Origin of the sequence: Salmonella sp. 3C, from assembly GCF_025426275.1 — a bacterium.
Lineage (GTDB): Bacteria > Pseudomonadota > Gammaproteobacteria > Enterobacterales > Enterobacteriaceae > Salmonella > Salmonella enterica.
This window is the reverse complement of sequence record NZ_CP104858.1, coordinates 2,023,736-2,049,214: the sequence shown is the minus strand read 5'-3', so window position 1 is coordinate 2,049,214 and position 25,479 is coordinate 2,023,736. Positions and strand designations below refer to the sequence as shown.

At 54.1% G+C, this 25,479-nt stretch carries 19 protein-coding genes, 1 rRNA gene and 1 riboswitch; of the genes, 6 read left to right on the top strand and 14 right to left on the bottom strand.

What is annotated here, in order from left to right; genetic code table 11:
- Positions 1–2 precede the first annotated feature (2 nt).
- The 3 genes from N7E69_RS09735 to btuB all read right to left on the bottom strand — a co-directional run bounded on the left by N7E69_RS09735 (position 3) and on the right by btuB (position 4,564).
- Positions 3–1,544 (bottom strand): 16S ribosomal RNA (locus tag N7E69_RS09735).
- 379 nt (positions 1,545–1,923) lie between these two features.
- Entirely contained in the window at positions 1,924–2,775 is an 852-nt protein-coding gene (gene murI, locus N7E69_RS09730) for a glutamate racemase (RefSeq protein WP_000201805.1), read from the bottom strand.
- The gene (gene btuB, locus N7E69_RS09725) at positions 2,720–4,564 is read right to left on the bottom strand and encodes a TonB-dependent vitamin B12 receptor BtuB (RefSeq protein ID WP_001752251.1); all 1,845 of its coding nucleotides are present in this window, start codon (positions 4,562–4,564) and stop codon (positions 2,720–2,722) included. Before btuB ends, murI begins: the two co-directional genes overlap by 56 nt.
- Positions 4,565–4,629: 65 nt before the next feature.
- Positions 4,630–4,823, bottom strand: a riboswitch (cobalamin riboswitch).
- Positions 4,824–4,937: 114 nt separating this feature from the next.
- Here btuB and trmA point away from each other — a divergent pair.
- Positions 4,938–6,038, top strand: coding sequence for a tRNA (uridine(54)-C5)-methyltransferase TrmA (trmA, locus tag N7E69_RS09720; RefSeq protein WP_000186981.1), 1,101 nt, complete (start codon positions 4,938–4,940; stop codon positions 6,036–6,038).
- 46 nt (positions 6,039–6,084) lie between these two features.
- Here trmA and N7E69_RS09715 read toward each other — a convergent pair whose 3' ends face one another.
- Both N7E69_RS09715 and fabR read right to left on the bottom strand, forming a co-directional pair.
- Entirely contained in the window at positions 6,085–6,444 is a 360-nt protein-coding gene (locus N7E69_RS09715; protein ID WP_000813838.1) for a YijD family membrane protein, read from the bottom strand.
- A 15-nt stretch (positions 6,445–6,459) separates the two neighbouring features.
- Entirely contained in the window at positions 6,460–7,095 is a 636-nt protein-coding gene (gene fabR, locus N7E69_RS09710; RefSeq protein ID WP_000971958.1) for an HTH-type transcriptional repressor FabR, read from the bottom strand.
- A gap of 198 nt (positions 7,096–7,293) precedes the next feature.
- Between fabR and sthA the strand changes: the two genes are divergently transcribed.
- Positions 7,294–8,694 carry a Si-specific NAD(P)(+) transhydrogenase gene (sthA, locus tag N7E69_RS09705; RefSeq protein WP_001120788.1) on the top strand — a complete coding sequence of 467 codons (1,401 nt, stop codon included), beginning with the start codon at positions 7,294–7,296 and terminating at the stop codon, positions 8,692–8,694.
- Here the strand turns inward: sthA and oxyR are convergent.
- The 4 genes from oxyR to argC all read right to left on the bottom strand — a co-directional run bounded on the left by oxyR (position 8,677) and on the right by argC (position 13,160).
- On the bottom strand, positions 8,677–9,594 hold the full coding sequence (gene oxyR, locus N7E69_RS09700) for a DNA-binding transcriptional regulator OxyR (RefSeq protein ID WP_001025919.1): 918 nt from the start codon (positions 9,592–9,594) through the stop codon (positions 8,677–8,679). The two genes, sthA and oxyR, sit on opposite strands and share 18 nt — an antisense overlap.
- 283 nt (positions 9,595–9,877) lie before the next feature.
- Positions 9,878–11,254, bottom strand: a complete 1,377-nt coding sequence (argH, locus tag N7E69_RS09695) for an argininosuccinate lyase (RefSeq protein WP_001230062.1) — start codon at positions 11,252–11,254, stop codon at positions 9,878–9,880.
- Positions 11,255–11,371: 117 nt separating this feature from the next.
- Positions 11,372–12,148 (bottom strand): acetylglutamate kinase, encoded by a 777-nt coding sequence (gene argB, locus N7E69_RS09690; protein ID WP_001575262.1) that lies wholly within the window; start codon positions 12,146–12,148, stop codon positions 11,372–11,374.
- A gap of 7 nt (positions 12,149–12,155) precedes the next feature.
- Complete coding sequence (gene argC / locus N7E69_RS09685) at positions 12,156–13,160, bottom strand: N-acetyl-gamma-glutamyl-phosphate reductase (protein WP_000935332.1); 1,005 nt, start codon at positions 13,158–13,160, stop codon at positions 12,156–12,158.
- Between the two features lie 88 nt (positions 13,161–13,248).
- Between argC and argE the strand changes: the two genes are divergently transcribed.
- The 4 genes from argE to N7E69_RS09665 all read left to right on the top strand — a co-directional run bounded on the left by argE (position 13,249) and on the right by N7E69_RS09665 (position 20,376).
- Entirely contained in the window at positions 13,249–14,400 is a 1,152-nt protein-coding gene (gene argE, locus N7E69_RS09680; RefSeq protein ID WP_000800208.1) for an acetylornithine deacetylase, read from the top strand.
- Positions 14,401–14,768: 368 nt separating this feature from the next.
- On the top strand, positions 14,769–17,420 hold the full coding sequence (gene ppc / locus N7E69_RS09675) for a phosphoenolpyruvate carboxylase (RefSeq protein WP_001005548.1): 2,652 nt from the start codon (positions 14,769–14,771) through the stop codon (positions 17,418–17,420).
- A 210-nt stretch (positions 17,421–17,630) separates the two neighbouring features.
- Positions 17,631–19,364: a phosphoethanolamine transferase CptA gene (locus tag N7E69_RS09670; RefSeq protein ID WP_001192093.1), complete on the top strand. Its 1,734-nt coding sequence runs from the start codon at positions 17,631–17,633 to the stop codon at positions 19,362–19,364.
- A 160-nt stretch (positions 19,365–19,524) separates the two neighbouring features.
- Positions 19,525–20,376 carry a helix-turn-helix transcriptional regulator gene (locus N7E69_RS09665; protein WP_000274596.1) on the top strand — a complete coding sequence of 284 codons (852 nt, stop codon included), beginning with the start codon at positions 19,525–19,527 and terminating at the stop codon, positions 20,374–20,376.
- On the opposite strand, the gene N7E69_RS09660 is transcribed toward N7E69_RS09665, so the two are convergent.
- From N7E69_RS09660 to N7E69_RS09640, 5 genes are all read right to left on the bottom strand, one after another.
- On the bottom strand, positions 20,363–20,716 hold the full coding sequence (locus N7E69_RS09660) for a PTS fructose-like transporter subunit IIB (RefSeq protein WP_000290522.1): 354 nt from the start codon (positions 20,714–20,716) through the stop codon (positions 20,363–20,365). The genes N7E69_RS09665 and N7E69_RS09660 overlap by 14 nt on opposite strands.
- A gap of 1 nt (position 20,717) precedes the next feature.
- Positions 20,718–21,596, bottom strand: coding sequence for a [formate-C-acetyltransferase]-activating enzyme (locus N7E69_RS09655; RefSeq protein WP_000171724.1), 879 nt, complete (start codon positions 21,594–21,596; stop codon positions 20,718–20,720).
- Positions 21,562–23,859 (bottom strand): formate C-acetyltransferase, encoded by a 2,298-nt coding sequence (locus tag N7E69_RS09650; protein ID WP_108610929.1) that lies wholly within the window; start codon positions 23,857–23,859, stop codon positions 21,562–21,564. Before N7E69_RS09650 ends, N7E69_RS09655 begins: the two co-directional genes overlap by 35 nt.
- Before the next feature lie 98 nt (positions 23,860–23,957).
- A complete protein-coding gene (locus tag N7E69_RS09645) occupies positions 23,958–24,278 on the bottom strand; it encodes a PTS fructose-like transporter subunit IIB (protein WP_000161258.1) in 321 nt (106 codons plus the stop codon).
- Between the two features lie 14 nt (positions 24,279–24,292).
- Complete coding sequence (locus tag N7E69_RS09640) at positions 24,293–25,372, bottom strand: PTS fructose transporter subunit EIIC (RefSeq protein ID WP_000661597.1); 1,080 nt, start codon at positions 25,370–25,372, stop codon at positions 24,293–24,295.
- Positions 25,373–25,479 lie beyond the last annotated feature (107 nt).

Genomic DNA, 25,479 nt, shown 5'->3' with positions numbered 1-25,479 from the left:
GGTAAGGAGGTGATCCAACCGCAGGTTCCCCTACGGTTACCTTGTTACGACTTCACCCCAGTCATGAATCACAAAGTGGTAAGCGCCCTCCCGAAGGTTAAGCTACCTACTTCTTTTGCAACCCACTCCCATGGTGTGACGGGCGGTGTGTACAAGGCCCGGGAACGTATTCACCGTGGCATTCTGATCCACGATTACTAGCGATTCCGACTTCATGGAGTCGAGTTGCAGACTCCAATCCGGACTACGACGCACTTTATGAGGTCCGCTTGCTCTCGCGAGGTCGCTTCTCTTTGTATGCGCCATTGTAGCACGTGTGTAGCCCTGGTCGTAAGGGCCATGATGACTTGACGTCATCCCCACCTTCCTCCAGTTTATCACTGGCAGTCTCCTTTGAGTTCCCGACCTAATCGCTGGCAACAAAGGATAAGGGTTGCGCTCGTTGCGGGACTTAACCCAACATTTCACAACACGAGCTGACGACAGCCATGCAGCACCTGTCTCACAGTTCCCGAAGGCACAAATCCATCTCTGGATTCTTCTGTGGATGTCAAGACCAGGTAAGGTTCTTCGCGTTGCATCGAATTAAACCACATGCTCCACCGCTTGTGCGGGCCCCCGTCAATTCATTTGAGTTTTAACCTTGCGGCCGTACTCCCCAGGCGGTCTACTTAACGCGTTAGCTCCGGAAGCCACGCCTCAAGGGCACAACCTCCAAGTAGACATCGTTTACGGCGTGGACTACCAGGGTATCTAATCCTGTTTGCTCCCCACGCTTTCGCACCTGAGCGTCAGTCTTTGTCCAGGGGGCCGCCTTCGCCACCGGTATTCCTCCAGATCTCTACGCATTTCACCGCTACACCTGGAATTCTACCCCCCTCTACAAGACTCAAGCCTGCCAGTTTCGAATGCAGTTCCCAGGTTGAGCCCGGGGATTTCACATCCGACTTGACAGACCGCCTGCGTGCGCTTTACGCCCAGTAATTCCGATTAACGCTTGCACCCTCCGTATTACCGCGGCTGCTGGCACGGAGTTAGCCGGTGCTTCTTCTGCGGGTAACGTCAATTGCTGTGGTTATTAACCACAACACCTTCCTCCCCGCTGAAAGTACTTTACAACCCGAAGGCCTTCTTCATACACGCGGCATGGCTGCATCAGGCTTGCGCCCATTGTGCAATATTCCCCACTGCTGCCTCCCGTAGGAGTCTGGACCGTGTCTCAGTTCCAGTGTGGCTGGTCATCCTCTCAGACCAGCTAGGGATCGTCGCCTTGGTGAGCCGTTACCTCACCAACAAGCTAATCCCATCTGGGCACATCTGATGGCAAGAGGCCCGAAGGTCCCCCTCTTTGGTCTTGCGACGTTATGCGGTATTAGCCACCGTTTCCAGTAGTTATCCCCCTCCATCAGGCAGTTTCCCAGACATTACTCACCCGTCCGCCACTCGTCAGCAAAGCAGCAAGCTGCTTCCTGTTACCGTTCGACTTGCATGTGTTAGGCCTGCCGCCAGCGTTCAATCTGAGCCATGATCAAACTCTTCAATTTAAAAGTTTGATGCTCAAAGAATTAAACTTCGTAATGAATTACGTGTTCACTCTTGAGACTTGGTATTCGTTTTTCGTCCGAGGACGTTAAGAATCCGTATCTTCGAGTGCCCACACAGATTGTCTGATAAATTGTTAAAGAGCAGTGCCGCTTCGCTTTTTCTCAGCGGCGCGGGTTGTGCATATTACGCTTTCCCGCTTCAGAGTCAAGCGTTTATTTTCGCTTTTCTCCGTGAGGTTCTGGTCTGAACCCCGCTGACCCGGCGGCCTGTGTGCCGTTGTTCCGTGTCAGTGGTGGCGCATTATAGGGAGTTATTTCTGCCTGACAAGAGGAAATTTAAAATAATTTCTCAAGTGCCTGGTATTTACCCAAAACGCCATTAAACCGGCAGTTTTTCGAGCGTTTCAAAGCCATAACGCTGTAAAACGGGTAATAATTGTTCAGCTCCTGGCGTCATTGCCATGCAATAAGCAATATTGGCATCGGTTGATTTCGCATCCGGCGCTTCATGTTCCAACAGCCAGGCTGTACGACGCGCTATCGCCGCGCCGGAATCCACTAACCGCGTCCCTTCGGGCAGGACTTGCAAAAGCTCGTCCCGTAATAGAGGGAAATGCGTACACCCCAGAACGACCGTGTCAGGCGGCTCCGGCATTCGTAGCCATGGGCGTAATATGCGGCGCAGCTCTTCCAGCGATACCGAGTCGCCATGTAGTTTAGCTTCCGCCAGTTCCACCAGTTCTGCCGACCCCAACATCGCTATCTGACATTCATTAGCGAAGCGCGCAATCAGCTCGTGAGTATAAGGACGTTTGACCGTGGCTCTCGTCGCCAGTAGCCCGACGACGCCATTGGCGGTCAGCCGCGCCGCTGGTTTAATCGCAGGCACAACGCCCACCACCGGGAAGGCAAACTTTTCACGTAATGCGGGAAGTGAGACCGTACTGGCGGTATTACAGGCAATCACCGCCAGTGAAAGGGGATAGCGCTGCTGTACCGCAGTCACAATCTCGACAACGCGCTCGACGATAAACGTTTCACTCTTTTCCCCGTAGGGGAAAGCCACGTTATCGAAAGCATATATATAGTGGAGATCCGGCAGGAGCCGCCGAATCTCATCATAGACCGACAATCCACCGACGCCGGAATCAAATACCAGCACGGTGGGACGTGGTTCAGAAGGTGTAGCTGCCAGACAAGGTGTATTCTCGTCCTGCAGTTTGGTAGCCATAAACTGTCTCGTAATCTTTGTCGAACAGGTTGGCTATTTTACCACGAACTGTCAGATGTGAGGTGACCGGATATGCAACCGTAAGATCCCATAAACTGACGCCGCCCATTTTTACTGTCCGGTATGGGTAAGCGGAGTAATCCGAATCATAGCGGGAACCAAGGTATTGATATGTCACCCCCCAGTCAAAATCGTAAACGTCCCAGTCAAGTTGATATTTTGCCATCTGTTTGGAACGCCGCGGTAATGGCGTATCGGTAACCGCATTACGCGCATCAACGTAATCGTAACTGACCGTATGCGTTAACGGTCCGGTATCGAAATTCGCCGTCGCCTCAATACCTTTAATGCGCGCCTTACCTTCGTTGTAATATTTTTGCAGATGATCGTCATAATCGATCATGTCATTAATATCGTTACGATAACCTGAAATACGCCAGCTGACGCCAGCGGTTAGCCCTTCAAATGCGCCTTCCCACTGTTTACTCTTTTCAGGATTCAGGTTCGGATTACCGTAATACCCATACAGCTGGCCCAAATTAGGCGCTTTGTAGGAGGCTCCGTAGGAGGCAATAAAGCGATAACCTTCTATAAACTCCCATCCCGCGCTGGTTTGCCATGTACCATGACGACCAAACTGGGAGTTGTCATCACTGCGCGCCGCCGCTTCCAGAGTGAAGTCACCCAACTGTTGTAATCCTGTCAGGTAAACCCCGGTATTACGCTGGTCATATCCCTCGGGCACATAGCCGGTACCTGGCGTGGTAGTCTGTTTCTGCCAGTCTACGCCCGCCCCAACATTACCGTGCCCCACGACCACACTGTTGGTCCATTGAACATTGTACTGTTTCATCTCATCCAGCGTGGCGGAGGTATCATACCGGCCATAGTGCGGATCATAGTTGTAATCTTTACTGTGGCTATAGCTTGAAACCAGCTGAGACTGAATACGTTCGCCATTAAAGCGCAGCCCGGCGTCCCAGCTTTGGCTATAAAGTTTGCGTGTATCAATCAGCGGCGAGCCCGGCGAGTAATAGGCGTCGTAATCGGTACGGTTATCGTAGCCATAACCACGCACGAATCCGCTCCAGCGATCAGAAAAGGTATGCTCTAACGCGCCATAAAGCGTTTTACTCAAAAAGCCGTCCCGGTCAGGCTGCGCCTGCATCCCGGTACCGCCTTTCGCTACCACGTCAAACCCTTTGGTGTATTCGTAATCGCCGATCAACGTCGCCCGCGTGTTTTCGCCAAGTTGCTGTTGCGTCGAGATGTCGTAATTCTGGTAGCTATTTCTTCCCCATCCAGCGGTTAATTCTGTGCCTGGGTTATCGCGCGTCGTAATGATATTCACTACGCCGCCGATAGCATCGGAACCATAAATAGCGGAGCGCGGACCGCGAATATATTCAATGCGCTGTACCAGCGACACCGGGAACTGGCTGAGATCGGCGGACCCGCTCACGCCTGCTAAATTCAGACGCACGCCGTCAATCAATACCAGTACATGGCTGGAGTTGGTGCCGCGAATGAAAATGGAGGAGTTTTGTCCGGCGCCGCCGCTCTGCGCAATATCGACGCCAGGCAAACGGCGCAGAACATCATTTACGGAGGTCGATTGCCAGCGTTCAATATCCTGACGCGTCACGATGGTAACGGGCGCCAGAACCGCGCTGCGCGGCTGCTGAAAACGGTTGGCGGTGACAACCAGGGTATCCGGGCTAGTGTCCTGCGCCCAAGCGGAAAAGGCCGTGACGGAGAACGCCGTCAGCAGCGTAGCTTTTTTAATCATTGTAAAGCATCCACAATATAAGAAGGATGCCGCAGGCTTCATCGATAGTACGCGATGATGAAAAACCAGATGCGACGTTAGCCGGCAGGTCTTCGGGCTTGGAGGGTTATCCGTTGACTGGATAGCAGAAATGATGACTTCCCGCCGGAGGCAGTGTCTGCTTACGCTCTCATCTCACCTTTCCTTACCGCTGCGCGTCAGCTCCAGATTTTCACTGGATTCCCTATTAACTCACAGGACCGGCCCACGGATGCTACCGTCTGTCACAACACCCTGTCCAGACCACGCATCACAAATCAGAAATCATCAATAGCTGGACATCCACTGAGCAATCCCTACAATCCCCGCGTACTTTTATTATTCAGGATGCGATATGACCCCCGAACATCTTCCGACAGAACAGTATGAGGCGCAGCTGGCCGAAAAAGTGGCGCGCTTGCAGAGTATGATGGCGCCGTTTTCTGGCCTGGTTCCGGAAGTATTTCGCTCGCCGGTCAGTCACTATCGTATGCGTGCGGAATTTCGCCTGTGGCATGACGGCGATGACCTGTACCACATTATGTTTGATCAGCAGACCAAAAGCCGGATTCGCGTTGACACCTTCCCGGCGGCCAGCCAACTGATTAATACCTTAATGAAGGCGATGATTGCCGGCGTGCGCGATAATCATGCACTGCGGCATAAGCTGTTCCAGATCGATTATCTCACGACCTTGAGCAACCAGGCGGTAGTGTCGTTGCTGTACCATAAGAAGCTGGACGAAGAGTGGCGTGAAGCCGCCACTGCGTTACGCGATGCTTTACGCGCGCAAGGTCTGAACGTACACCTGATTGGCCGGGCCACTAAAACTAAAATCGAATTGGATCAGGATTATATTGATGAGCGTCTGCCTGTGGCAGGTAAAGAGATGATCTACCGCCAGGTCGAAAACAGCTTTACGCAGCCAAACGCCGCCATGAATATTCAGATGTTAGAGTGGGCGCTGGAGGTGACGAAAGACTCAAAAGGCGATCTGCTTGAGTTGTATTGCGGCAACGGCAATTTTTCTTTAGCGCTGGCGCGCAATTTTAACCGCGTGCTGGCAACCGAAATCGCCAAACCGTCCGTCGCTGCCGCACAGTACAATATTGCCGCTAATCATATTGATAATGTGCAAATTATTCGCATGGCGGCGGAAGAGTTTACCCAGGCGATGAATGGCGTTCGTGAGTTTAACCGCCTGCAGGGGATCGACCTGAAGCGCTATCAGTGCGAAACCATTTTTGTCGATCCGCCGCGCAGCGGTCTGGACAGCGAAACGGAAAAAATGGTGCAGGCTTATCCACGTATTCTGTACATTTCCTGCAATCCGGAAACGTTGTGCAAAAACCTGGAAACGTTAAGCCAGACGCACACGGTGTCTCGCCTGGCGCTATTCGATCAGTTCCCGTATACGCATCATATGGAATGCGGGGTATTACTCACCGCAAGGTAAAATGTACGTCGGATGGCCGGTTATACCGCCATCCGGCATTCGCACACTATTCCGCGGTGTCCTGCTTGCGGTTACGCAGTTTAAAGCCAATCCAGAATACCAGAATCACCGACAGCACCGCCGGGAAGAAATTAGAGCCAATATCCGGATATTCTGCACGCACGACGGTGCTATACAGTAAAACGCCAAGAATGAAACAAGCGGCGGCCAACCCCGGCAAACCTACCGGCATAGTACGATTTTGGTAGCGCTGATGCAGGCAATATACCGTCAGCACCAGCGAGATAACCGGGAATACGGAGAACGGCACAATAGCGCTAAACAGCGCCGCGAATGTGCCGTTAATCGATAAGCCAGCGATGAGCGCCAGCAACAGCGTACCTTTATCTTGACCTGACTGTTTCATTACTCGTCCTTCACGTTATTCGGAATGATGTGCTATTTTCTCTTGCTCACGGCGATACCAGTAATACGCCCCTTTCGCAATCATGCGCAGTTGCAATACCAGCCGCTCTTCTAATTGCCGACGCTGTTCAGCACCGATGTCCAACGCCTCTGCGCCCGCGCTAAAGACAATAGTCACCATCGCTTCGGCCTGGGCTTCAGTAAACGCGCGCGGCATATGGTTTTCGAGTTCCAGATAGTCGGCAAGTTCCGCAATAAAATGCTGAATCTCCCGCGCGACGGCGGCACGAAACGCCGCTGAAGTGCCGGAACGCTCGCGCAACAACAGACGGAAGGCGTTGGGGTTGTTGCCGATAAACTCCATAAATGTGGAGACCGACGTGCGAATGACGCTGCCGCCTTTCGCGATGCGCTGTCGCGCCTGACGCATCAACTGACGCAGCATCAGACCGCTTTCATCCACCATCGTCAGACCGAGTTCATCGACATCGCGAAAATGACGGTAAAACGACGTTGGCGCAATGCCCGCTTCACGCGCCACCTCACGCAAACTCAGGCTGGCAAAACTCCGCTCAGCGCTCAGTTGGCTGAATGCGGCTTCCACCAGCGAACGCCGGGTTTTTTCTTTTTGTTGCGCTCTAACACCCATCACAATGTCTGAATCCTTCCATATGCCTTATTCGGCACTATACCAGAGAATAAAAGTAACGGGTTCACACTGGATTGTGAATGATTGTTTACAGACAGTTTGTGCTCCGGCTTCGCAAAAAAGCACAACGATAATTGGGTTAAAGCTGGGCAAATGTTATCATCGTGTTTATTTTATGTATAAAAACAGGTGAGTAATACCATGCCACATTCCTGGGATTATGATGCAGTCGTCATAGGGTCAGGCCCCGGCGGTGAAGGCGCTGCAATGGGTCTGGTTAAGCAAGGAGCACGCGTCGCGGTGATTGAGCGTTATCATAACGTTGGCGGCGGATGTACCCACTGGGGCACCATCCCATCCAAAGCCCTTCGCCACGCCGTCAGCCGCATTATTGAATTTAATCAAAACCCGCTCTATAGCGACCACTCCCGTCTCCTTCGTTCTTCTTTCGCCGACATCCTTAATCATGCCGATAACGTGATTAATCAACAAACGCGTATGCGTCAGGGGTTTTATGAGCGTAACCACTGTGAAATATTGCAGGGCAACGCCCATTTTATTGACGAACATACCCTGGCGCTGGAATGCCATGACGGCACGGTTGAAACCCTGACGGCAGAAAAATTTGTTATTGCCTGTGGTTCGCGTCCTTACCATCCCAATGATGTGGATTTCTCGCATCCGCGCATTTATGACAGCGACTCAATCCTGAGTCTCCACCATGAACCGCGCCACGTTATTATTTACGGCGCCGGCGTTATCGGCTGCGAATATGCGTCCATCTTCCGCGGTATGGATGTGAAAGTGGATCTGATCAACACCCGCGATCGCCTGCTGGCCTTTCTCGATCAGGAGATGTCCGACTCTCTCTCTTACCATTTCTGGAATAGCGGCGTGGTTATTCGCCACAATGAAGAGTATGAGAAAATCGAAGGCTGCGATGATGGCGTCATCATGCACCTGAAATCCGGCAAAAAACTGAAGGCTGACTGCCTGCTCTATGCTAATGGCCGTACCGGTAACACCGATTCGCTGGCGCTGGAGAATATTGGTTTGGAAACAGACAGCCGTGGACAGCTCAAAGTCAACAGTATGTACCAGACCGCCCTGCCGCACGTCTATGCGGTGGGCGACGTGATTGGCTATCCCAGTCTGGCCTCCGCCGCCTACGATCAGGGGCGTATTGCAGCGCAGGCGCTGGTGAAAGGCGAAGCGAGCGCGCATCTCATCGAAGATATCCCCACCGGGATTTATACCATTCCGGAAATCAGTTCTGTCGGCAAAACCGAGCAGCAGTTAACGGCAATGAAAGTGCCTTACGAAGTGGGCCGCGCGCAATTTAAGCATCTGGCGCGAGCGCAAATCGTCGGCATGAACGTCGGCACGCTAAAAATTCTCTTCCACCGCGAAACCAAAGAAATTCTGGGGATTCACTGCTTTGGCGAACGCGCCGCCGAAATTATTCATATCGGCCAGGCGATCATGGAGCAGAAAGGTGGCGGTAACACCATCGAATACTTCGTTAACACCACCTTTAACTACCCAACCATGGCGGAAGCTTATCGGGTTGCGGCGTTGAACGGCTTAAACCGCCTGTTTTAACGCCTTGTCGAAATGGCCATCCATTGCGCCACGGATGGCCTCTGCCAGTTGCTCATAACGGCTACGCAGCGGCGATCCCGGGCGATAAACCAGCCCCACGGTACGACGCGGCTCCGGCTTAATGCATGGCAGATAAACCACGCCGTCGCGCTTACGCTCCTGCGGTACGGCCAGCGCGGGGAGTAGTGTAATACCACTGCCCGCCGCCACCATGTTGCGCAGCGTTTCCAGACTGGTCGCCCGGAAATGGGTATCTTCATCCGCTCCCGCTTCAAAACAGAACCCCATCGCCTGATCGCGCAGACAGTGGCCATCTTCCAGCATCAGCAATTTCTCGCCCGCCAGATCGGACATCGGCACGCGATCGCGATTCGCCCACGGATGATCCTCATAAATAGCCAGCATCATGGGCTCATCAAACAGCGGCACTTCGATAAACGCCTCGCTCTCTTTCACCAGCGCCAGAATAGCGCAGTCAAGCTTGCCGCTATCGAGTTGCGCTAACAGCTGATGCGTTTGCGCCTCATGCAGATACATTTCCAGCTTCGGGAAAGTCTGGTGCAACATTGGAATGATAAGCGGCAGCAAATAGGGACCAATTGTTGGGATTAAACCAATATGCAGCGGGCCGGACATCGTCTCGCCTTGTTGGCTTGCCATCTCCTTGAGCACCTTGACCTCACGCAGTACGGTACGCGCCTGATCCACCAGCAGTAAGCCCGCCTGGGTAAACAGCACTTTACGGCTCGTACGCTCCAGCAGCATAACGCCCAGCTCATCTTCCAGCTTACGTATTTGCCCACTAAGGGTTGGCTGGCTGACGTGACAGGAGTCCGCCGCTCGCCGGAAATGGCGATGTTCGGCTAACGCCACCAGATATTCAAGATCACGAATATTCATTATTCATCCTCCGTCGCCACGATAGTTCATGGCGATAGGTAGCATAGCAACGAACGATTATCCCTATCAACCTTTCTGATTAATAATACATCACAGAACGGAGCGGTTTCTCGTTTAACCCTTGAAGACACCGCCCGTTCAGAGGGTATCTCTCGAACCCGAAATAACTAAAGCCAACGTGAACTTTTGCGGACCTCTGGTCCGCTTTTTTTTGCGTAAAAAAGCCCGGCGTCGCTGATGCTCGGCCGGGCAGTATTACCTGATAGCGTTACGCTTATAAGGCCTACAACGCGAGGCGCGCCCTGGCATCGTCGATGGCCTGCGCCACCTGCTGCGGAGAAACGCCGCCTTTTGCCGCCCGTTTATCCAGACACGACTGCAAAGACAACATCGGATACACATCGTCGCCAATCACGTGGCTGAATTTCTGTAAATCGGCCAGCGGCAACGCTTCCAGCGGCTTACCCTGGCGAATGGCTTCTACCACCGCTTCGCCGACAATATGGTGCGCTTCGCGGAACGGCACGCCTTTCGCGACCAGGTAATCCGCCAGCTCCGTGGCGTTGGCATACCCCTGTTGCGCCGCGTCCTGACAACGTGGGCGTTTCACCTGAATACCGTCCAGCACCAACGCCGCCATATGCAGGCAGTCAAGCCAGGTATCGAGCGCATCGAACAGCCCTTCTTTGTCTTCCTGCATATCTTTGTTATACGCCAGCGGCAGACCTTTTAAAGTCATCATCATGCCGGTTAGCGCCCCTTGTACGCGACCGCACTTACCGCGAATCAGCTCCAGCGCGTCCGGGTTTTTCTTCTGCGGCATTAACGATGAACCGGAAGTCACGCGGTCAGAAAGCTCTACAAAACCCGCTTCACCAGAATTAAAGAAAATCAGATCTTCCGCGAAGCGTGACAGATGCACCATGCCGATAGCCGCATCAGAAAGCAGTTCCAGTACGTGGTCACGATCGGACACGCTGTCCAGGCTGTTGCGGGTCGCAGACGCAAAGCCCAGCCAGCCTGCCAATTGTTCACGGTCAATTTCATAGGCCGTTCCCGCCAACGCGCCGCAACCTAGCGGACTCACGTCCAGACGTTTAAGCGTGTCCTGCAGGCGGCTTTCATCGCGCGCCAGCATTTCGACATACGCGAGACACCAGTGGGCGAAAGTCACTGGCTGCGCGCGTTGCAGATGGGTATATCCCGGCATTACCGCGTCCTGGTTCGCCTGCGCGGTTTCCACCAGCGCGCTCTGTAGCTGGCGGTTAGCGGTAAGCAGTTCCCTCACCGTCTCTTTGCACCACAGTTTCAGGTCCGTCGCCACCTGATCGTTACGGCTGCGCCCGGTGTGCAGCTTTTTACCCAACTGACCCACTTTGTCGATGAGCTTACCTTCCACCCAGCTATGGATATCTTCCGCATCGCTTTGCAGGATTTGCTGCGGATTCACGCGAACCTCTTCCAGCAGCACGTTCAGCGCTTCTTCCAACTGTCGTTGCTCATCGGCAGTCAGTACGCCTACCGTGACCAATGCTTTGGACCAGGCCACAGAACCGACAATATCCTGCTCCGCCAGACGGTAATCGAAGCGCAACGAATCATTGAATTGTTTAAACCGCTGGTCTGCCGCCTGTGTAAAACGCCCACCCCAAAGTGCCATAATAGACTTCCTTAAATTCTTCGAATTTCACTGCCGGATGGCGCTACGCTTATCCGGCCTATAATTTCTGTTCACGCAGGCCCGATAAGGCGCAGCCGCCATCGGGCGAACAAATAGTTAAGCCAGAATACGCGTGCCAATCGGCGTACCGTTAAACAGCGCCGGCAGTTGCTCCGCATGACGCCAGGAAGCGATATCCACCGGGCGACCCAGCGCCCGCGCAGCATCGAGAGCCGCATTCACTTTCACAATCATCCCGTCGGTAATAATGCCCTGGTCGATAAGCTGCTCGGCTTTGGACGCCGTCATTTCGGCGATACGCTGGCCTTTGCCGTCCAGAATACCGCTCACGTCAGAAAGCAGGATCAGATCGGCCCCCAGCGTCGCCGCCAGCGCGGTTGCCGCCTGATCGGCGTTGACGTTCATCAGTTGGCCGTCGTCTGTTACGCCAATGGAGCTGACCACCGGCAGAAAGCCGTTTTCCAGCAGCATGTTAATCAGCTTCGGCGACCCCGGTTGCGCCAGCCCGACGTGGCCTAACGCTTCATCGAGTTGGGTCACGTTTACGCTGTCGCCATCGCCCAGAAACAGACCAACAGAGGCGATATGGTGTTTCTTCGCCCAGGCCAGCAGAGTTTTGTTAGCGGTTCCCGCCAGCGCGCCGGTAATGATGCCAATCTGATCGGCAGGCGTCACGCGCAGGCCGTCTTTCTTTTTCACTGGCAAATTAAGCCCTTTCATCAGCTCATCCACCACGCAACCGCCGCCGTGAACAATCACCAGCGGACGCTGATGGGACTCACGATAGTTGACCAGCGCGGTAAAAAGACGTTCCAGAGCCTCTTCGCTATCCAGTAATACGCCACCCAGCTTGATAATTAATGGATTCATCATTTCACCCTTAAATAAGAGACTGCGTTTCAGCGAAGCCAAAACGAATATTAGCGCACTGCACCGCCTGCGCCGCTGCGCCTTTCAACAAGTTGTCTTCGGTTGCCACCACAATTAGATGTTCGCCCTGGACGGCAAAACCAATATCGCAGAACGGCAGCCCGACGACGTTCTTTAACGCCGGAACGCCTTTGTCATACAGGCGCACCAGCGGTTTGTCGCCATAGGCTTTTTGCAACACGTCGGCGACCTGCGCATGGGTTACTCCCGCTTTCAGGCGGCAGGTAATGGTTTCCAGAATCCCGCGCGGGAAATTCCCCAGATGCGGGGTGAAGATGACCTCCGCGCCCAGATGGGCAGCGATTTCCGGCTGATGACGATGCGTAAACACGCCATACGGTTGCAAACTCACTTCACAGAAACTGTTCGATATTGCCGCCTTGCGCCCCGCGCCGCTCACCCCGCTGGTGGCATTAATTACCGGCCACTGCGTCAGATCGAGAAGCCCGCCGTCAATCAGCGGTTTTAGCGACAACTGCGCTGCGGTTGGATAGCAACCAGGAACCGCAATCAGATTCGCCGTGTTCAGTTTATCGGCATTCCACTCCGCCAGACCGTACACCGCCTGCTCCAGCAGCTCAGGATATTGATGAGTAAATCCGTAGTACTTTTCATAGAAGGCGCGATCGTTTACCCGAAACGCGCCGGAAAGATCGAATACGACGCATCCGGCCTGTAAAAATTGCGGCGCCAGATCGTGGCTCACTTCATGCGCTGTCGCCAGGAACACCACATCAACATCTGCACTAAAATCACGTACATCCGACATCGGTTGCAATGGCAGGTCGACAATCCCTTTTAACTGCGGATGTAAATCAGAAATTAACTTTCCTGCATCATTGCTTTGCGCTGAGACGGTCAAAGCGGTTATGGTCATATGTGGGTGGCGATTTACGTAGCTTACAAGCTCTGCGCCCGCATAACCGCTAGCGCCTACAATCAGCGTATTCAACATCGGGTTCCTTTATGCTCAACGTTAATGTATTTTTATTCATAATTAATGCATGAATATTGATACTATCATGACCTGAGGTGTGTCAACAATGAAAAACGTTTTACCGCCATTTATCGAGATTTACCGCGCTTTGATTGCCACACCGTCGATAAGCGCAACCGAAGAATCCCTGGATCAAAGTAATGCGTCTTTAATCACTTTGCTTGCAGGCTGGTTCAGCGATCTTGGTTTCAACGTAGAGGTTCAACCGGTTCCAGGAACGCGAAACAAATTTAATATGCTCGCCAGCACCGGACATGGCGCGGGCGGTTTGCTGCTGACCGGCCATACCGACACGGTTCCCTTTGATGACGGACGCTGGACGCGCGACCCGTTCACGCTGACCGAGCATGACAATAAGCTCTATGGCCTGGGCACTGCGGATATGAAAGGCTTCTTCGCTTTTATTCTGGACGCGCTACGTGACGTTGACGTCACAAAGTTGAAAAAGCCGCTCTACATTCTGGCGACCGCCGATGAAGAGACCAGCATGGCGGGGGCGCGTTATTTTTCCGAAACCACGGCATTACGTCCGGACTGCGCGATCATTGGCGAACCGACGTCGTTGCAACCGATACGCGCGCACAAAGGGCATATCTCTAATGTCGTTCGCGTCCTGGGGCAGTCCGGTCATTCCAGCGACCCGGCGCGTGGGGTTAACGCCATTGAACTGATGCACGATGCGATTGGCCATATCATGCAACTGCGTGACTCGCTGAAAGCGCGGTATCACTACGAGGCGTTTACCGTTCCGTATCCAACGCTGAATCTGGGCCATATCCACGGCGGCGATGCCTCAAACCGTATCTGCGCCTGCTGCGAATTGCATATGGATATTCGTCCACTGCCGGGCATGACGTTAAACGACCTTAATGGACTGCTTAACGACGCGCTGGCCCCGGTAAGCGAACGCTGGCCGGGCCGCCTGACGGTGGCGGAATTACATCCGCCGATTCCAGGTTACGAGTGTCCACCGGACCACCAACTGGTTGAAGTAGTAGAAAAACTGTTGGGAACAAAAACCGACGTGGTGAACTACTGTACTGAAGCGCCGTTTATGCAGACATTATGCCCAACGCTGGTGCTTGGTCCGGGCTCAATTAATCAGGCGCATCAGCCGGATGAATATCTCGAAACGCGTTTTATTAAGCCAACCCGGGAATTGATTACCCAGGTAGTACACCATTTTTGCTGGCATTAATGCATATTGCCCGGTGACGTGATGTTTACCGGGCCTACCCCGTCTTGTAGGCCGGATAAGCGCAGCGCCATCCGGCGTCTCTACGCCACATGTTCATAAGCATTTCTTATTTGGCACGATGCGAATTAACTTTAATAAATTACCGCCATTTTTTCGTTTGCTGAACCGATTTCGCAGTAATTGACGCCACGGGTTTTACGTGGCTTTATAAAAGACGGCTAAAAAGCAAAGTCCGAAAAATTTTACGTCACAGCAAGGCGGCAAACGAGCCCATTCCGCAGAACTGGCATACGGGCGAACGCAGCCACTGCCGCTGTGGCATGAAAGAGACAGGGCAATTACATTAAAGATGGGGTGTCTGGGGTCATATGAACGAACAATATTCCGCGTTGCGTAGTAATGTCAGTATGCTCGGCAAGGTGCTGGGAGAAACCATCAAGGATGCGCTGGGAGAACACATTCTTGATCGCGTAGAAACAATCCGTAAGCTATCCAAATCTTCACGCGCCGGCAATGAAGCTAATCGCCAGGAGCTGCTCACCACGCTACAAAATTTGTCTAATGACGAGCTGCTGCCAGTTGCGCGCGCGTTTAGTCAGTTCCTGAACCTGGCCAATACTGCCGAGCAATACCACAGCATTTCGCCAAAAGGCGAAGCCGCCAGCAACCCGGAAGTGATTGCCCGCACTCTGCGCAAACTGAAAAACCAACCGGACCTCAACGACGCAACCATCAAAAAAGCGGTAGAGTCGCTGTCGCTGGAGTTGGTGCTAACCGCCCATCCGACAGAAATTACCCGCCGTACGCTTATTCACAAGATGGGTGAAATCAATAACTGTCTGAAACAGCTTGATAATACCGATATCGCCGACTACGAACGTCACCAGGTGATGCGTCGCCTGCGCCAGTTGATTGCCCAATCCTGGCATACGGATGAGATCCGCAAGCAGCGCCCAAGCCCGGTGGATGAAGCCAAATGGGGCTTCGCCGTGGTTGAGAACAGCCTGTGGCAGGGCGTACCTAACTATCTGCGTGAACTGAACGAACAGCTGGAAGAAAATCTCGGCTACAAATTGCCGGTGGATTTTGTGCCGGTACGTTTTACCTCCTGGATGGGCGGCGACCGTGACGGCAACCCGAACGTGACGGCGGATATCACCCGCCACGTGCTCTTGTTAAGCCGCTGGAAAGCCACCGATCTGTTCCTGAAAGACATTCATGTTCTGGTATCAGAACTGTCGATGGTCGACGCCACGCCGGAGCTGCTGGCGTTAGTGGGCGAAGAAGGCGCGTCTGAGCCGTATCGCTACCTGATGAAAAAATTGCGCGCCCGTCTGATGGCGACCCAGTCCTGGCTGGAAGCGCGTCTGAAAGGCGAGAAGCTGCCCAAACCGGCTGGCCTGCTGACGCAAAACGAGCAGCTCTGGGAACCTCTGTACGCCTGCTACCAGTCGTTACAGGCCTGCGGCATGGGCATTATCGCCAACGGCGAGTTACTCGACACGCTCCGCCGCGTGAAGTGTTTCGGCGTACCGCTGGTGCGTATTGATATCCGTCAGGAGAGCACCCGCCATACCGAAGCGCTGGGCGAAATTACCCGCTACCTCGGTATTGGCGACTACGAAAGCTGGTCGGAAGCCGACAAGCAGGCCTTCCTGATCCGCGAGCTGAACTCCAAACGTCCGCTGCTGCCGCGTAACTGGGAGCCGAGCAACGATACCCGCGAAGTGCTTGAAACCTGCAAGGTTATTGCCGAAGCGCCAAAAGGATCGATCGCCGCCTACGTAATTTCAATGGCGAAAACGCCGTCTGATGTGCTGGCTGTGCATCTGCTGCTGAAAGAGGCAGGTATCGGCTTTGCCATGCCGGTCGCGCCGCTGTTTGAAACCCTCGACGACCTGAACAATGCCGACGACGTGATGACCCAGTTGTTGAATATCGACTGGTATCGCGGACTGATTCAGGGTAAGCAGATGGTCATGATCGGCTACTCCGACTCGGCGAAAGACGCCGGCGTCATGGCCGCGTCATGGGCGCAGTATCAGGCGCAGGACGCCCTGATCAAAACCTGTGAAAAAGCCGGCATCGAGCTTACCCTCTTCCACGGCCGCGGCGGTTCTATTGGCCGTGGCGGCGCGCCAGCCCACGCGGCGCTGCTTTCGCAACCGCCAGGCAGTCTGAAAGGCGGTCTGCGCGTGACCGAGCAGGGCGAGATGATCCGCTTCAAATACGGCCTGCCGGAAGTCACCGTCAGCAGCCTCTCGCTCTACACCAGCGCAATTCTGGAAGCAAACCTGCTGCCGCCGCCGGAACCGAAAGACAGCTGGCGTCATATTATGGATGAGCTTTCCGTCATCTCCTGTGAAACCTACCGCGGCTACGTGCGCGAAAATAAAGACTTTGTACCGTACTTCCGCTCCGCGACGCCGGAGCAAGAGTTGGGCAAATTGCCGCTCGGCTCACGTCCGGCGAAACGTCGTCCAACTGGCGGCGTCGAATCGCTGCGCGCGATTCCGTGGATCTTCGCCTGGACGCAAAACCGCCTGATGCTGCCAGCCTGGCTGGGCGCGGGTACTGCGCTGCAAAAAGTGGTGGAAGACGGTAAACAAAGCGAACTGGAAGCCATGTGCCGCGACTGGCCGTTCTTCTCCACGCGTCTTGGGATGCTGGAAATGGTGTTCTCGAAAGCCGACCTGTGGCTGGCCGACTATTACGATCAGCGTCTGGTGGCGAAAACGCTATGGCCGCTGGGCAAAGAGCTACGAGACCTGCTGGAAGAAGACATTAAAGTGGTGCTGGCGATTGCCAACGATTCGCACCTGATGGCCGACTTACCGTGGATTGCGGAGTCCATTCAGTTAAGAAACGTTTATACCGATCCATTAAACGTGTTGCAGGCCGAGTTGCTGTATCGTTCCCGTCTGACTGAAGAGCAGGGCAAATCGCCCGATCCTCGCGTCGAACAGGCGTTGATGGTCACGATTGCGGGCGTCGCCGCCGGTATGCGCAACACCGGCTAACGCAAAAAGAGAGCCGCTCTCACGCAGTTATGTGGGGGCGGCATGAAATACTGCTGTCATCCTCGTCATTTTTTCAATATATTCCTGTCTGCATTTTATGCATTTGTAAATCTTTCTTAGCAAAACGTGCGGCATAAAGCAGGTTTGCTTCAGATTCTTTTAAGGTTCAGGCGTTACGTTTGGCGCTACGATTAAAGACAGGCTCTCATTATGCAATCCACATTACTCCAGACTAAACCCGCGTTTAGCTGGAAAGCCCTGGGCTGGGCACTGCTCTACTTTTGGTTCTTTTCCACCCTCCTGCAGGCCATTATTTATCTCACCGGATACAGCGGGACAAACGGTCTGCGGGATTCGCTACTGTACAGCTCACTGTGGCTGATCCCGGTCTTTCTGTTTCCAGGCCGCATCCGGGTTATTGCGGCCGTTATTGGCGTCGTACTCTGGGCCGCCTCGCTGGCGGCGCTGAGCTATTACGTAATCTACGGGCAGGAGTTCTCGCAAAGCGTGCTGTTTGTGATGTTTGAAACCAACGCCAATGAAGCCAGCGAATATTTAAGCCAATATTTCAGTCTGAAAATTGTTCTTGTCGCGCTGGCTTATACGGTGGCGGCGATTTTGCTGTGGACACGTCTGCGCCCGGTTTATATTCCATCGCCCTGGCGTTATCTGGTGTCGTTTGCCCTGCTGTACGGGCTGATCCTCCATCCCATCGCGATGAATACCTTTATCAAGCATAAGTCGATGGAGAAAACGCTGGATAGCCTGGCGTCACGAATGGAACCCGCCGCGCCGTGGCAATTTATTACTGGCTACTATCAGTACCGTTTACAGCTCGCCTCGCTGAATAAACTGCTGAATGAAAACGATGCCCTGCCGCCGCTGGCTAACTTCCAGGACCACTCCGGCGATGCGCCGCGCACACTGGTACTGGTGATTGGCGAATCGACCCAGCGTGGCCGTATGAGTCTGTACGGTTATCCGCGCGAAACCACGCCGGAACTGGACGCGCTGCATAAAACCGACCCCGGGCTGACCGTGTTTAATAATGTGGTAACTTCGCGACCGTACACCATTGAGATCCTGCAACAGGCGCTAACGTTCGCGGACGAAAAGAACCCGGACTGGTATCTGACGAAGCCATCGCTGATGAATATGATGAAACAGGCCGGGTATAAAACCTTCTGGATCACTAACCAGCAGACGATGACGGCGCGTAATACCATGCTGACCGTGTTCTCTAAGCAGACTGATAAGCAGTTCTATATGAACCAGCAGCGCACTCAAAGCGCACGCGAATATGACAGCAACGTGCTGGAGCCGTTTAAAGCGGTGTTAGCCGACCCGGCGCCGAAAAAATTCATTATTGTGCATCTGCTGGGAACGCACATTAAATACAAGTTCCGCTATCCAGAAAACCAGGGCAAGTTTGATGGCAAAACCGACCATGTTCCGCCGGGATTAAGCAGCGACGAACTGGAATCGTATAACGATTACGACAACGCGAACCTGTATAATGACTATGTTGTCGCCAGCCTGATTAAGGACTATAAAGCGACCGATCCGAACGGTTTCCTGCTCTACTTCTCCGATCACGGTGAAGAAGTGTATGACACGCCGCCGCATAAGACGCAGGGACGAAACGAAGATTCGCCAACCCGTCATATGTATACGGTGCCGTTCCTGCTGTGGACCTCAGAGAAATGGCAGGCAGCGCATCCGCGCGACTTCTCACAGGATGTCGATCGTAAGTACAGCAGTTCCGAGCTTATCCATACCTGGTCTGACTTAGCGGGCCTGACCTATGATGGCTACGACCCGACGCGCTCCATCACCAACCCGCAGTTCAAAGAGACCACGCGCTGGATTGGCAACCCGTATAAGAAAAACGCGCTGATTGATTATGATACGTTGCCGTATGGCGATCAGGTCGGTAATCAATAGCCTGTATGTTGCCCGATAACGCTAACGCTTATCGGGCCTGGCGTGCTTCTCTCCCGTAGTCCGGATAAGGCGCAAAGCGCCGCTATCCGGCAATAATCGCTTGAGGACATCGGTTTTCGACGTTACTGTTTCCTCTGTTTGCGATCGGCAGGGGATTATCATGTATCACGACGTCAGCCACCTTCTCTCCCGTCTCATCAACGGCCCGCTGCCGCTGCGCCAGATTTATTTTGCCAGCGCCAGCGGCCCAGCGCCGGAACTGGCGTACCAGGTGGATTTTCCGCGGCTGGAGATTGTGCTGGAGGGCGAGCTTACTGACATGAGCATTACCGCCCCGCTCATTCCTTGCGATGTTCTCTACGTTCCGGCTGGCGGCTGGAACATCCCGCAATGGCAAACGCCCGTCACCACCCTGAGCATTCTGTTTGGCAAACAGCAGTTAGGTTTCAGCGTAGTCCACTGGGATGGTCAGCAGCATCAAAACCTCACGAAACAGCACGTTGCGCGCCGCGGCCCGCGTATCGGCTCGTTCCTGTTACAAACGCTTAATGAGATGCAGATGCAGCCGCAAGAGCAGCAAACGGCCAGATTGATTGTCGCCAGCCTGCTAAGCCATTGCCGCGATCTGCTCGGCAGCCAAATCCAGACCGCCTCCCGCAGCCGCGCGCTTTTTGAAGCCATTCGGGAGTATATTGATGAACGCTACGCCGCGCCGTTGACGCGCGAATCGGTAGCACAAGCGTTTTATATCTCGCCAAATTACCTCTCGCACCTGTTCCAGAAAACGGGGGCCATCGGCTTTAACGAATACCTGAACCATACGCGACTGGAACACGCCAAAACGTTGCTGAAGGGCTATGACCTGAAAGTGAAAGAGGTGGCGCACCGTTGCGGCTTTGTCGACAGTAACTATTTCTGCCGCCTGTTTCGCAAAAATACGGAACGCTCGCCGTCGGAGTATCGCCGCCAGTATCACAGCCAGCTAACGGAAAAGCAGATTACTCCAGGATAAGGTGGGTATGTTGCGGCGCGGAAAGGAGTTTACGCACAGCGCTCATTACCCGCTGTGGCTCCCGCAAAAAAGCGCTGATCCCCGACTGGACATAGCGACTCCGGGTAAATCGCTCCACGCCCGCCAGCTCGATATCGGTAATGAGCAACACGACATCGGCACGGCGGATATCCTCTTCCGTTAAGCGGTTCTCTGTACCGAGTGCCCCCTGGGTTTCAATCTTGATGCTCCACTTCTCCTGCTGGCAAAGTTTTTCCAGCCGTTCAGCAGCCATATAGGTATGCGCTACACCGCTCACGCAGGCGGTCACTGCCACCAGATGCCGTACAGGTACTGCCATATTAACCTCCTGTGGTGACCTGAAATCCTGCTTGCTCCGCCATCTCCCGAAACAGAGCGATCTCTTGCACCGACGGCGCGGGAATATCTTTCATCATCCATGATTTTCCAAGCAGCCGGTATTTCGGCTCGCCGTACTGATGAAACGGTAGCAGGTGAACCTGCTTTATTCCTAATGATCTCAACAATGTTAACGCGCACTGCAGATTCTCTGCGTTAAGCGTAAAGCCAGGAATCAACGGCAAACGAGGGATCACCGTGATTCCCTCGCTAACCAGTAACCGTAAATTCTCCAGTACGCGCGGCAGATTCATGTTGATCACCTCGCGCGCCCGCTCCGCATCCATAATTTTCAGATCAAACAATACCTCATCACACGCCCTTGCCAACGGCAGTAGACGGCTGGCCGACGTATCGCCAGCCGTTTCAATAGCACAAGGAACGCCCCAACGCCGCAATCGCTGTAAGAAGCGCGTGGCGAACGGCGCCTGCATCAGCACTTCGCCGCCAGAAAGCGTCACCCCGCCGCCGGAAGTACGAAAGAAGATGTCGTCTTTCAGCACTTCGCGTTCCAGTTCATCCAGCGTAATATCACGCCCAATACGCTCAAACGCGCCGGAAGGACATTCGTCGGCATCCCGCAGACACGGCGTGCAACGCAGGCATTTATTTTCCCGGCGCACCGTTTCAATGCGCGGCGAGATAGATTCCGGATTAGCGCACCACGGACAGGTATGCGGACAGCCCTTAAAAAAGACCACCGTACGAATCCCCTGCCCGTCATTCAGCGAATAGCGCTGGATATTGAAGATACGCGCGGTCTCCTCATCGCGCGCCCCCACAACCTCACAACTGATGCGCGGTGCGGCGAATAATGTCATCCTGAATCTCCTTCGACAGCTCGACAAAGAAGGCGCTGTAGCCCGCCACGCGCACCACCAGCCCAGCGAAATCCTGAGGCCGTAGCTGCGCTTCGCGCAATGTGTCGGCATTCACCACATTAAACTGGATGTGCTGCAGTTTGAGCTGGGTAAACGCGCGCAGGAAATCCGCCAGCTTGCGCAGTCCCGCCTCTCCTTCCAGAGTCGCAGGAGTAAACTTCACGTTCAGCAACGTACCGTTCGACAGCAGCGTGTTATCCAACTTACTTACTGATTTTAGTACCGCCGTCGGCCCTTGCATATCCTGTCCGAGCATCGGCGACAGGCCGCCATCCGCCAGCTGTTCTCCGGCAAAACGCCCGTCCGGTGTCGCGCCGACCACCGCTCCCAGCGGCACATGCGCGGAAACCGTGTATGAACCCGGCGTAAACTGGCCGCCGCGCGGATTCTGGTATTTTTCCACCTCTTTGCAGTAATACCGCAGCAGTTCGGCGCTGATGTTATCGACATTATCAATGTCGTTGCCATATTTTTCGAAGCGGTTGATAAGCCTGGCGCGGATCTTTTCCCCTTCTGGCGTGGCGAAGTTGTTTTTCAGGATCGACAGCAGCGCATCAAAACTCAGGCGCTGCTGATCGAATACCAGCCCATTGAGCGCATGAAGGGAATCACTCAGGTTGGCGATACCGATGCCCTGTACGCCCGAAAAGTTATAGCGCGCGCCGCCGTCGGTGATGTCTCGCCCTTTCTCCAGGCAGTCGCTGATAAACGAAGAGAGCAGCGGCACCGGCGCCCAGTCACGATGGCCGATATCGCAAATATTGCTGCCTTCTACCATTAGTGTAATGTAGTGACTGATTTTGGCGCGAATATGCGCCAGCAACGCCTCATAAGTAAGAGTGTCGTTGCCCTCATTTTCATACAAGCTGATTTCCATCACTTTCAGCAGATTAAACATGGCGATGTCATGCAGCCCGTAGGTTCTGCCCGGAATCGACAGCTCAACACATCCCACCACCGCATAATCGCGCGCATCCTCCAACGACACGCCACGGTTAAGGAACGCGGGAACCACCACTTCGTCATTGAAAATCTGTGGAATGCCGGTACCGAGGCGAATGGTCTCGGCGGTCTTGAGCAGGAACGGCGTATCAATCAGCGCGTTAGTGCGCACGCCGAGATTCGGCTGCGGCAACTGCACGCTCTGGTAGGCATCCAGGCAGAGAAAAGAGAGCACGTTTACCGCGCTGCGTCCGCTTTCCGTCAATCCGCCCAGCAGCGCGGTGTAACCCGTCGGGAAACCGGCAAAATAGCACGCGCTACTGGTGGAGCGCAGCAGCACGATATCGTTGCATTTCACCCACAGCGACTCGAGCAACTCTTTCAGGAACGCCGGATCGTCGCCCTGAGTGAGCGAAGTCTGATAAAACGGCAGCATGTACTGGTCGAAGCGCCCGAGCGACAGCGAACTGGCGTTGGACTCGTACTGCAAAATAATGTTCATGTACCAGAACAGCTGACATGCTTGCCAGAACGTCTGTGGTTTGTGCTGCGCGTTATGCCGCGAATTGGCGGCAATGGTGAGCAGTTCCTGACGACGACGAGCGTCCGGGCAGCGCTCCGCCTGGTGTTCCGCCAGTACGGCATAACGCAGGATGTGGCGTTGCGATGCCTCAAGTAACAACAGAGCGGCCTGATAAAAGTCGTTTTCCGGCTGTTGCTCGCAGCGCGCGCGCATCTGCGCCGCCAGTTCACCCAGCCCGTTATTGAGCAAGCGTGGATAATCAATAATGATATGCCCCTGCCCTTTATCCGTCTGGTTAATGCTAAAAATCTGGGTGCTGACGGCGGCTTTCACCTCATCGGTCATCTGCCCGTTAATAAAATCTTTCATCGACCGTTTTTCCCAGTACGGGAATAGAACCTCACGATAGAGGCGCTTATCCTCTTCGCTGATATCAAAACGGTCCTGCGGACGCGTCGGGAACCGATCCAGCTCGTTAAGCAGCCAATACGGGTCCATTTCCGGCGACATAATACCCGCGCGCGGCTTAACGGTTCGGTTTCCGGCAATCAGCTCCTCGTCACGAATCGAAATTTCAACATGTTCAAGGATATACGCCGTCGCTTTGGCGCGGCGCAAAATGACCGGTTCGCCCTCCGTCTGCTGATGGCTGGCGGTATAAAGCAGCGCGCGCTCCAGAGAAATTTCACGGTGATTCTGAAACAGAGCGGCTTTGAGGCGTTGAATACGATGGGTCATGAGGAGCTCCTGTGGACACGAGCGCCGGATGGCGGCATAAATCTCTTATCGGGCCTGTGAGCAGGCCCGATAAACTTGCGCCATCGGGCATTTTAACGTTACGCGGTTTGCGAAAGATGGGCGTCAATCTTGTTCATAATGGCGTCGGCGCGTTTTACCGCGTCGCTGATATTGACGCGAACGATAGTTTTACCCGCAAACCGCTCTTCGAACTTGATGCCGATATCTTTAGTCAAAATCACCATATCGGCGCTCGCCACATCCTCTGCCGTCAGTTCATTTTCCAGCCCAATCGAGCCCTGAGTCTCCACTTTCACATCCCAACCTTTCGCTTTGGCTGCGCTTTCCAGCGCTTCAGCCGCCATATAGGTATGCGCAACACCAGAAGGACACGCGGTTACTGCAATAATTTTAGTCATGGCTTATTCCTCGCTTAATTCATCTCAAAATCTAAATCCAGGTCGTCTTCTTTTTCGTCAACTTGCGACACATTCTTACGCGTCAGGCTTTTCAGCACGTTAACGCAGACTGCCGTTACCACCGCGCCCACGGCGACTGCCGCGACATAACCCAGCTTGCCTTCCACGACTGGCAGAACAATTAAACCGCCCCAACCGGCATAACACTGCGCGCCAAACAGCGCGGCCATTACCGCACCGCAAGCGGAGCCCACCATAATGGATGGGATCACGCGCAGCGGATCGGCAGCGGCGAAAGGAATCGCCCCTTCCGTTACGCCCACGCAGCCCATGACCAGCGCGGCTTTACCGGCTTCGCGCTCTTCAACAGAAAAATTCTTGCGGCCAATCAGCGTCGCCAGCCCCAGTCCCAGCGGCGGTACGCAGATGCTCACCGCGGCGATAGCCACCACGGTATATACGCCCTGCGCCACGCAAATCAGCATGAACGCATAAGCGACTTTATTAACCGGGCCGCCCATATCAAAAGCCAGCATCAGCCCCATGATCACCGCCAGCAGCACGATGCTGCCCTGCTGCATCCCTTGCAGCCATTGGGTCAGGCTGCTTGTCAGCGCACCGATCGGTTCGCCCAGCCCCCACATCATGATGCCCGCGGTGATAAAAGTGCCAACGATGGGAATCACAAAAATAGGCATCACAGAACGCAGCACCTTATGCACCGGGATTTTCTTCAAGTAATGCACCACGATCCCGCCGATAAGTCCGGCGATAAGTGCCCCGAAAAAGCCCGCGCCGAAGCTGTTACCCACCCAGGCACCAATCGCGCAAGGAGCCAGCGCGGAGCGTTCGGCAATGGAGTAGCCAATGTATGCGGCGAGGAAAGGCACCATCAGCGTCAGCCCGGCGACACCGATATCAAACAGTTTTTTAAGATTCGGATCGGTGGCGGCATCGGGTACGGCGCCCTTGCCATATAGCATGACGGAGACTGCCAGCAAAATTCCGCCAGCCACCACAAAGGGGATCATATGCGAAACACCGGTCATCAGGTGCTGGCGGGTATTTTTCAGGATCTGTACCAACTCTTTCATAAGTCGCTCCCGGGCTGGATAAAGCCCATGTCCATAAAGTTACTGCGGAAAACAATAGGCAATCCATTGTCGCGCAGACAGTGGATAAAAAGGCCATTTACTGGATT

Excerpts from the sequence above, each read along its gene's own strand:
- murI (WP_000201805.1), bottom strand. The coding sequence starts at position 2,775 with ATGGCTACCAAACTGCAGGACGAGAATACACCTTGTCTGGCAGCTACA.
- btuB (WP_001752251.1), bottom strand. The coding sequence starts at position 4,564 with ATGATTAAAAAAGCTACGCTGCTGACGGCGTTCTCCGTCACGGCCTTT.
- trmA (WP_000186981.1), top strand. The coding sequence starts at position 4,938 with ATGACCCCCGAACATCTTCCGACAGAACAGTATGAGGCGCAGCTGGCC.
- N7E69_RS09715 (WP_000813838.1), bottom strand. The coding sequence starts at position 6,444 with ATGAAACAGTCAGGTCAAGATAAAGGTACGCTGTTGCTGGCGCTCATC.
- sthA (WP_001120788.1), top strand. The coding sequence starts at position 7,294 with ATGCCACATTCCTGGGATTATGATGCAGTCGTCATAGGGTCAGGCCCC.
- oxyR (WP_001025919.1), bottom strand. The coding sequence starts at position 9,594 with ATGAATATTCGTGATCTTGAATATCTGGTGGCGTTAGCCGAACATCGC.
- argH (WP_001230062.1), bottom strand. The coding sequence starts at position 11,254 with ATGGCACTTTGGGGTGGGCGTTTTACACAGGCGGCAGACCAGCGGTTT.
- argB (WP_001575262.1), bottom strand. The coding sequence starts at position 12,148 with ATGATGAATCCATTAATTATCAAGCTGGGTGGCGTATTACTGGATAGC.
- argC (WP_000935332.1), bottom strand. The coding sequence starts at position 13,160 with ATGTTGAATACGCTGATTGTAGGCGCTAGCGGTTATGCGGGCGCAGAG.
- argE (WP_000800208.1), top strand. The coding sequence starts at position 13,249 with ATGAAAAACGTTTTACCGCCATTTATCGAGATTTACCGCGCTTTGATT.
- ppc (WP_001005548.1), top strand. The coding sequence starts at position 14,769 with ATGAACGAACAATATTCCGCGTTGCGTAGTAATGTCAGTATGCTCGGC.
- N7E69_RS09670 (WP_001192093.1), top strand. The coding sequence starts at position 17,631 with ATGCAATCCACATTACTCCAGACTAAACCCGCGTTTAGCTGGAAAGCC.
- N7E69_RS09665 (WP_000274596.1), top strand. The coding sequence starts at position 19,525 with ATGTATCACGACGTCAGCCACCTTCTCTCCCGTCTCATCAACGGCCCG.
- N7E69_RS09660 (WP_000290522.1), bottom strand. The coding sequence starts at position 20,716 with ATGGCAGTACCTGTACGGCATCTGGTGGCAGTGACCGCCTGCGTGAGC.
- N7E69_RS09655 (WP_000171724.1), bottom strand. The coding sequence starts at position 21,596 with ATGACATTATTCGCCGCACCGCGCATCAGTTGTGAGGTTGTGGGGGCG.
- N7E69_RS09650 (WP_108610929.1), bottom strand. The coding sequence starts at position 23,859 with ATGACCCATCGTATTCAACGCCTCAAAGCCGCTCTGTTTCAGAATCAC.
- N7E69_RS09645 (WP_000161258.1), bottom strand. The coding sequence starts at position 24,278 with ATGACTAAAATTATTGCAGTAACCGCGTGTCCTTCTGGTGTTGCGCAT.
- N7E69_RS09640 (WP_000661597.1), bottom strand. The coding sequence starts at position 25,372 with ATGAAAGAGTTGGTACAGATCCTGAAAAATACCCGCCAGCACCTGATG.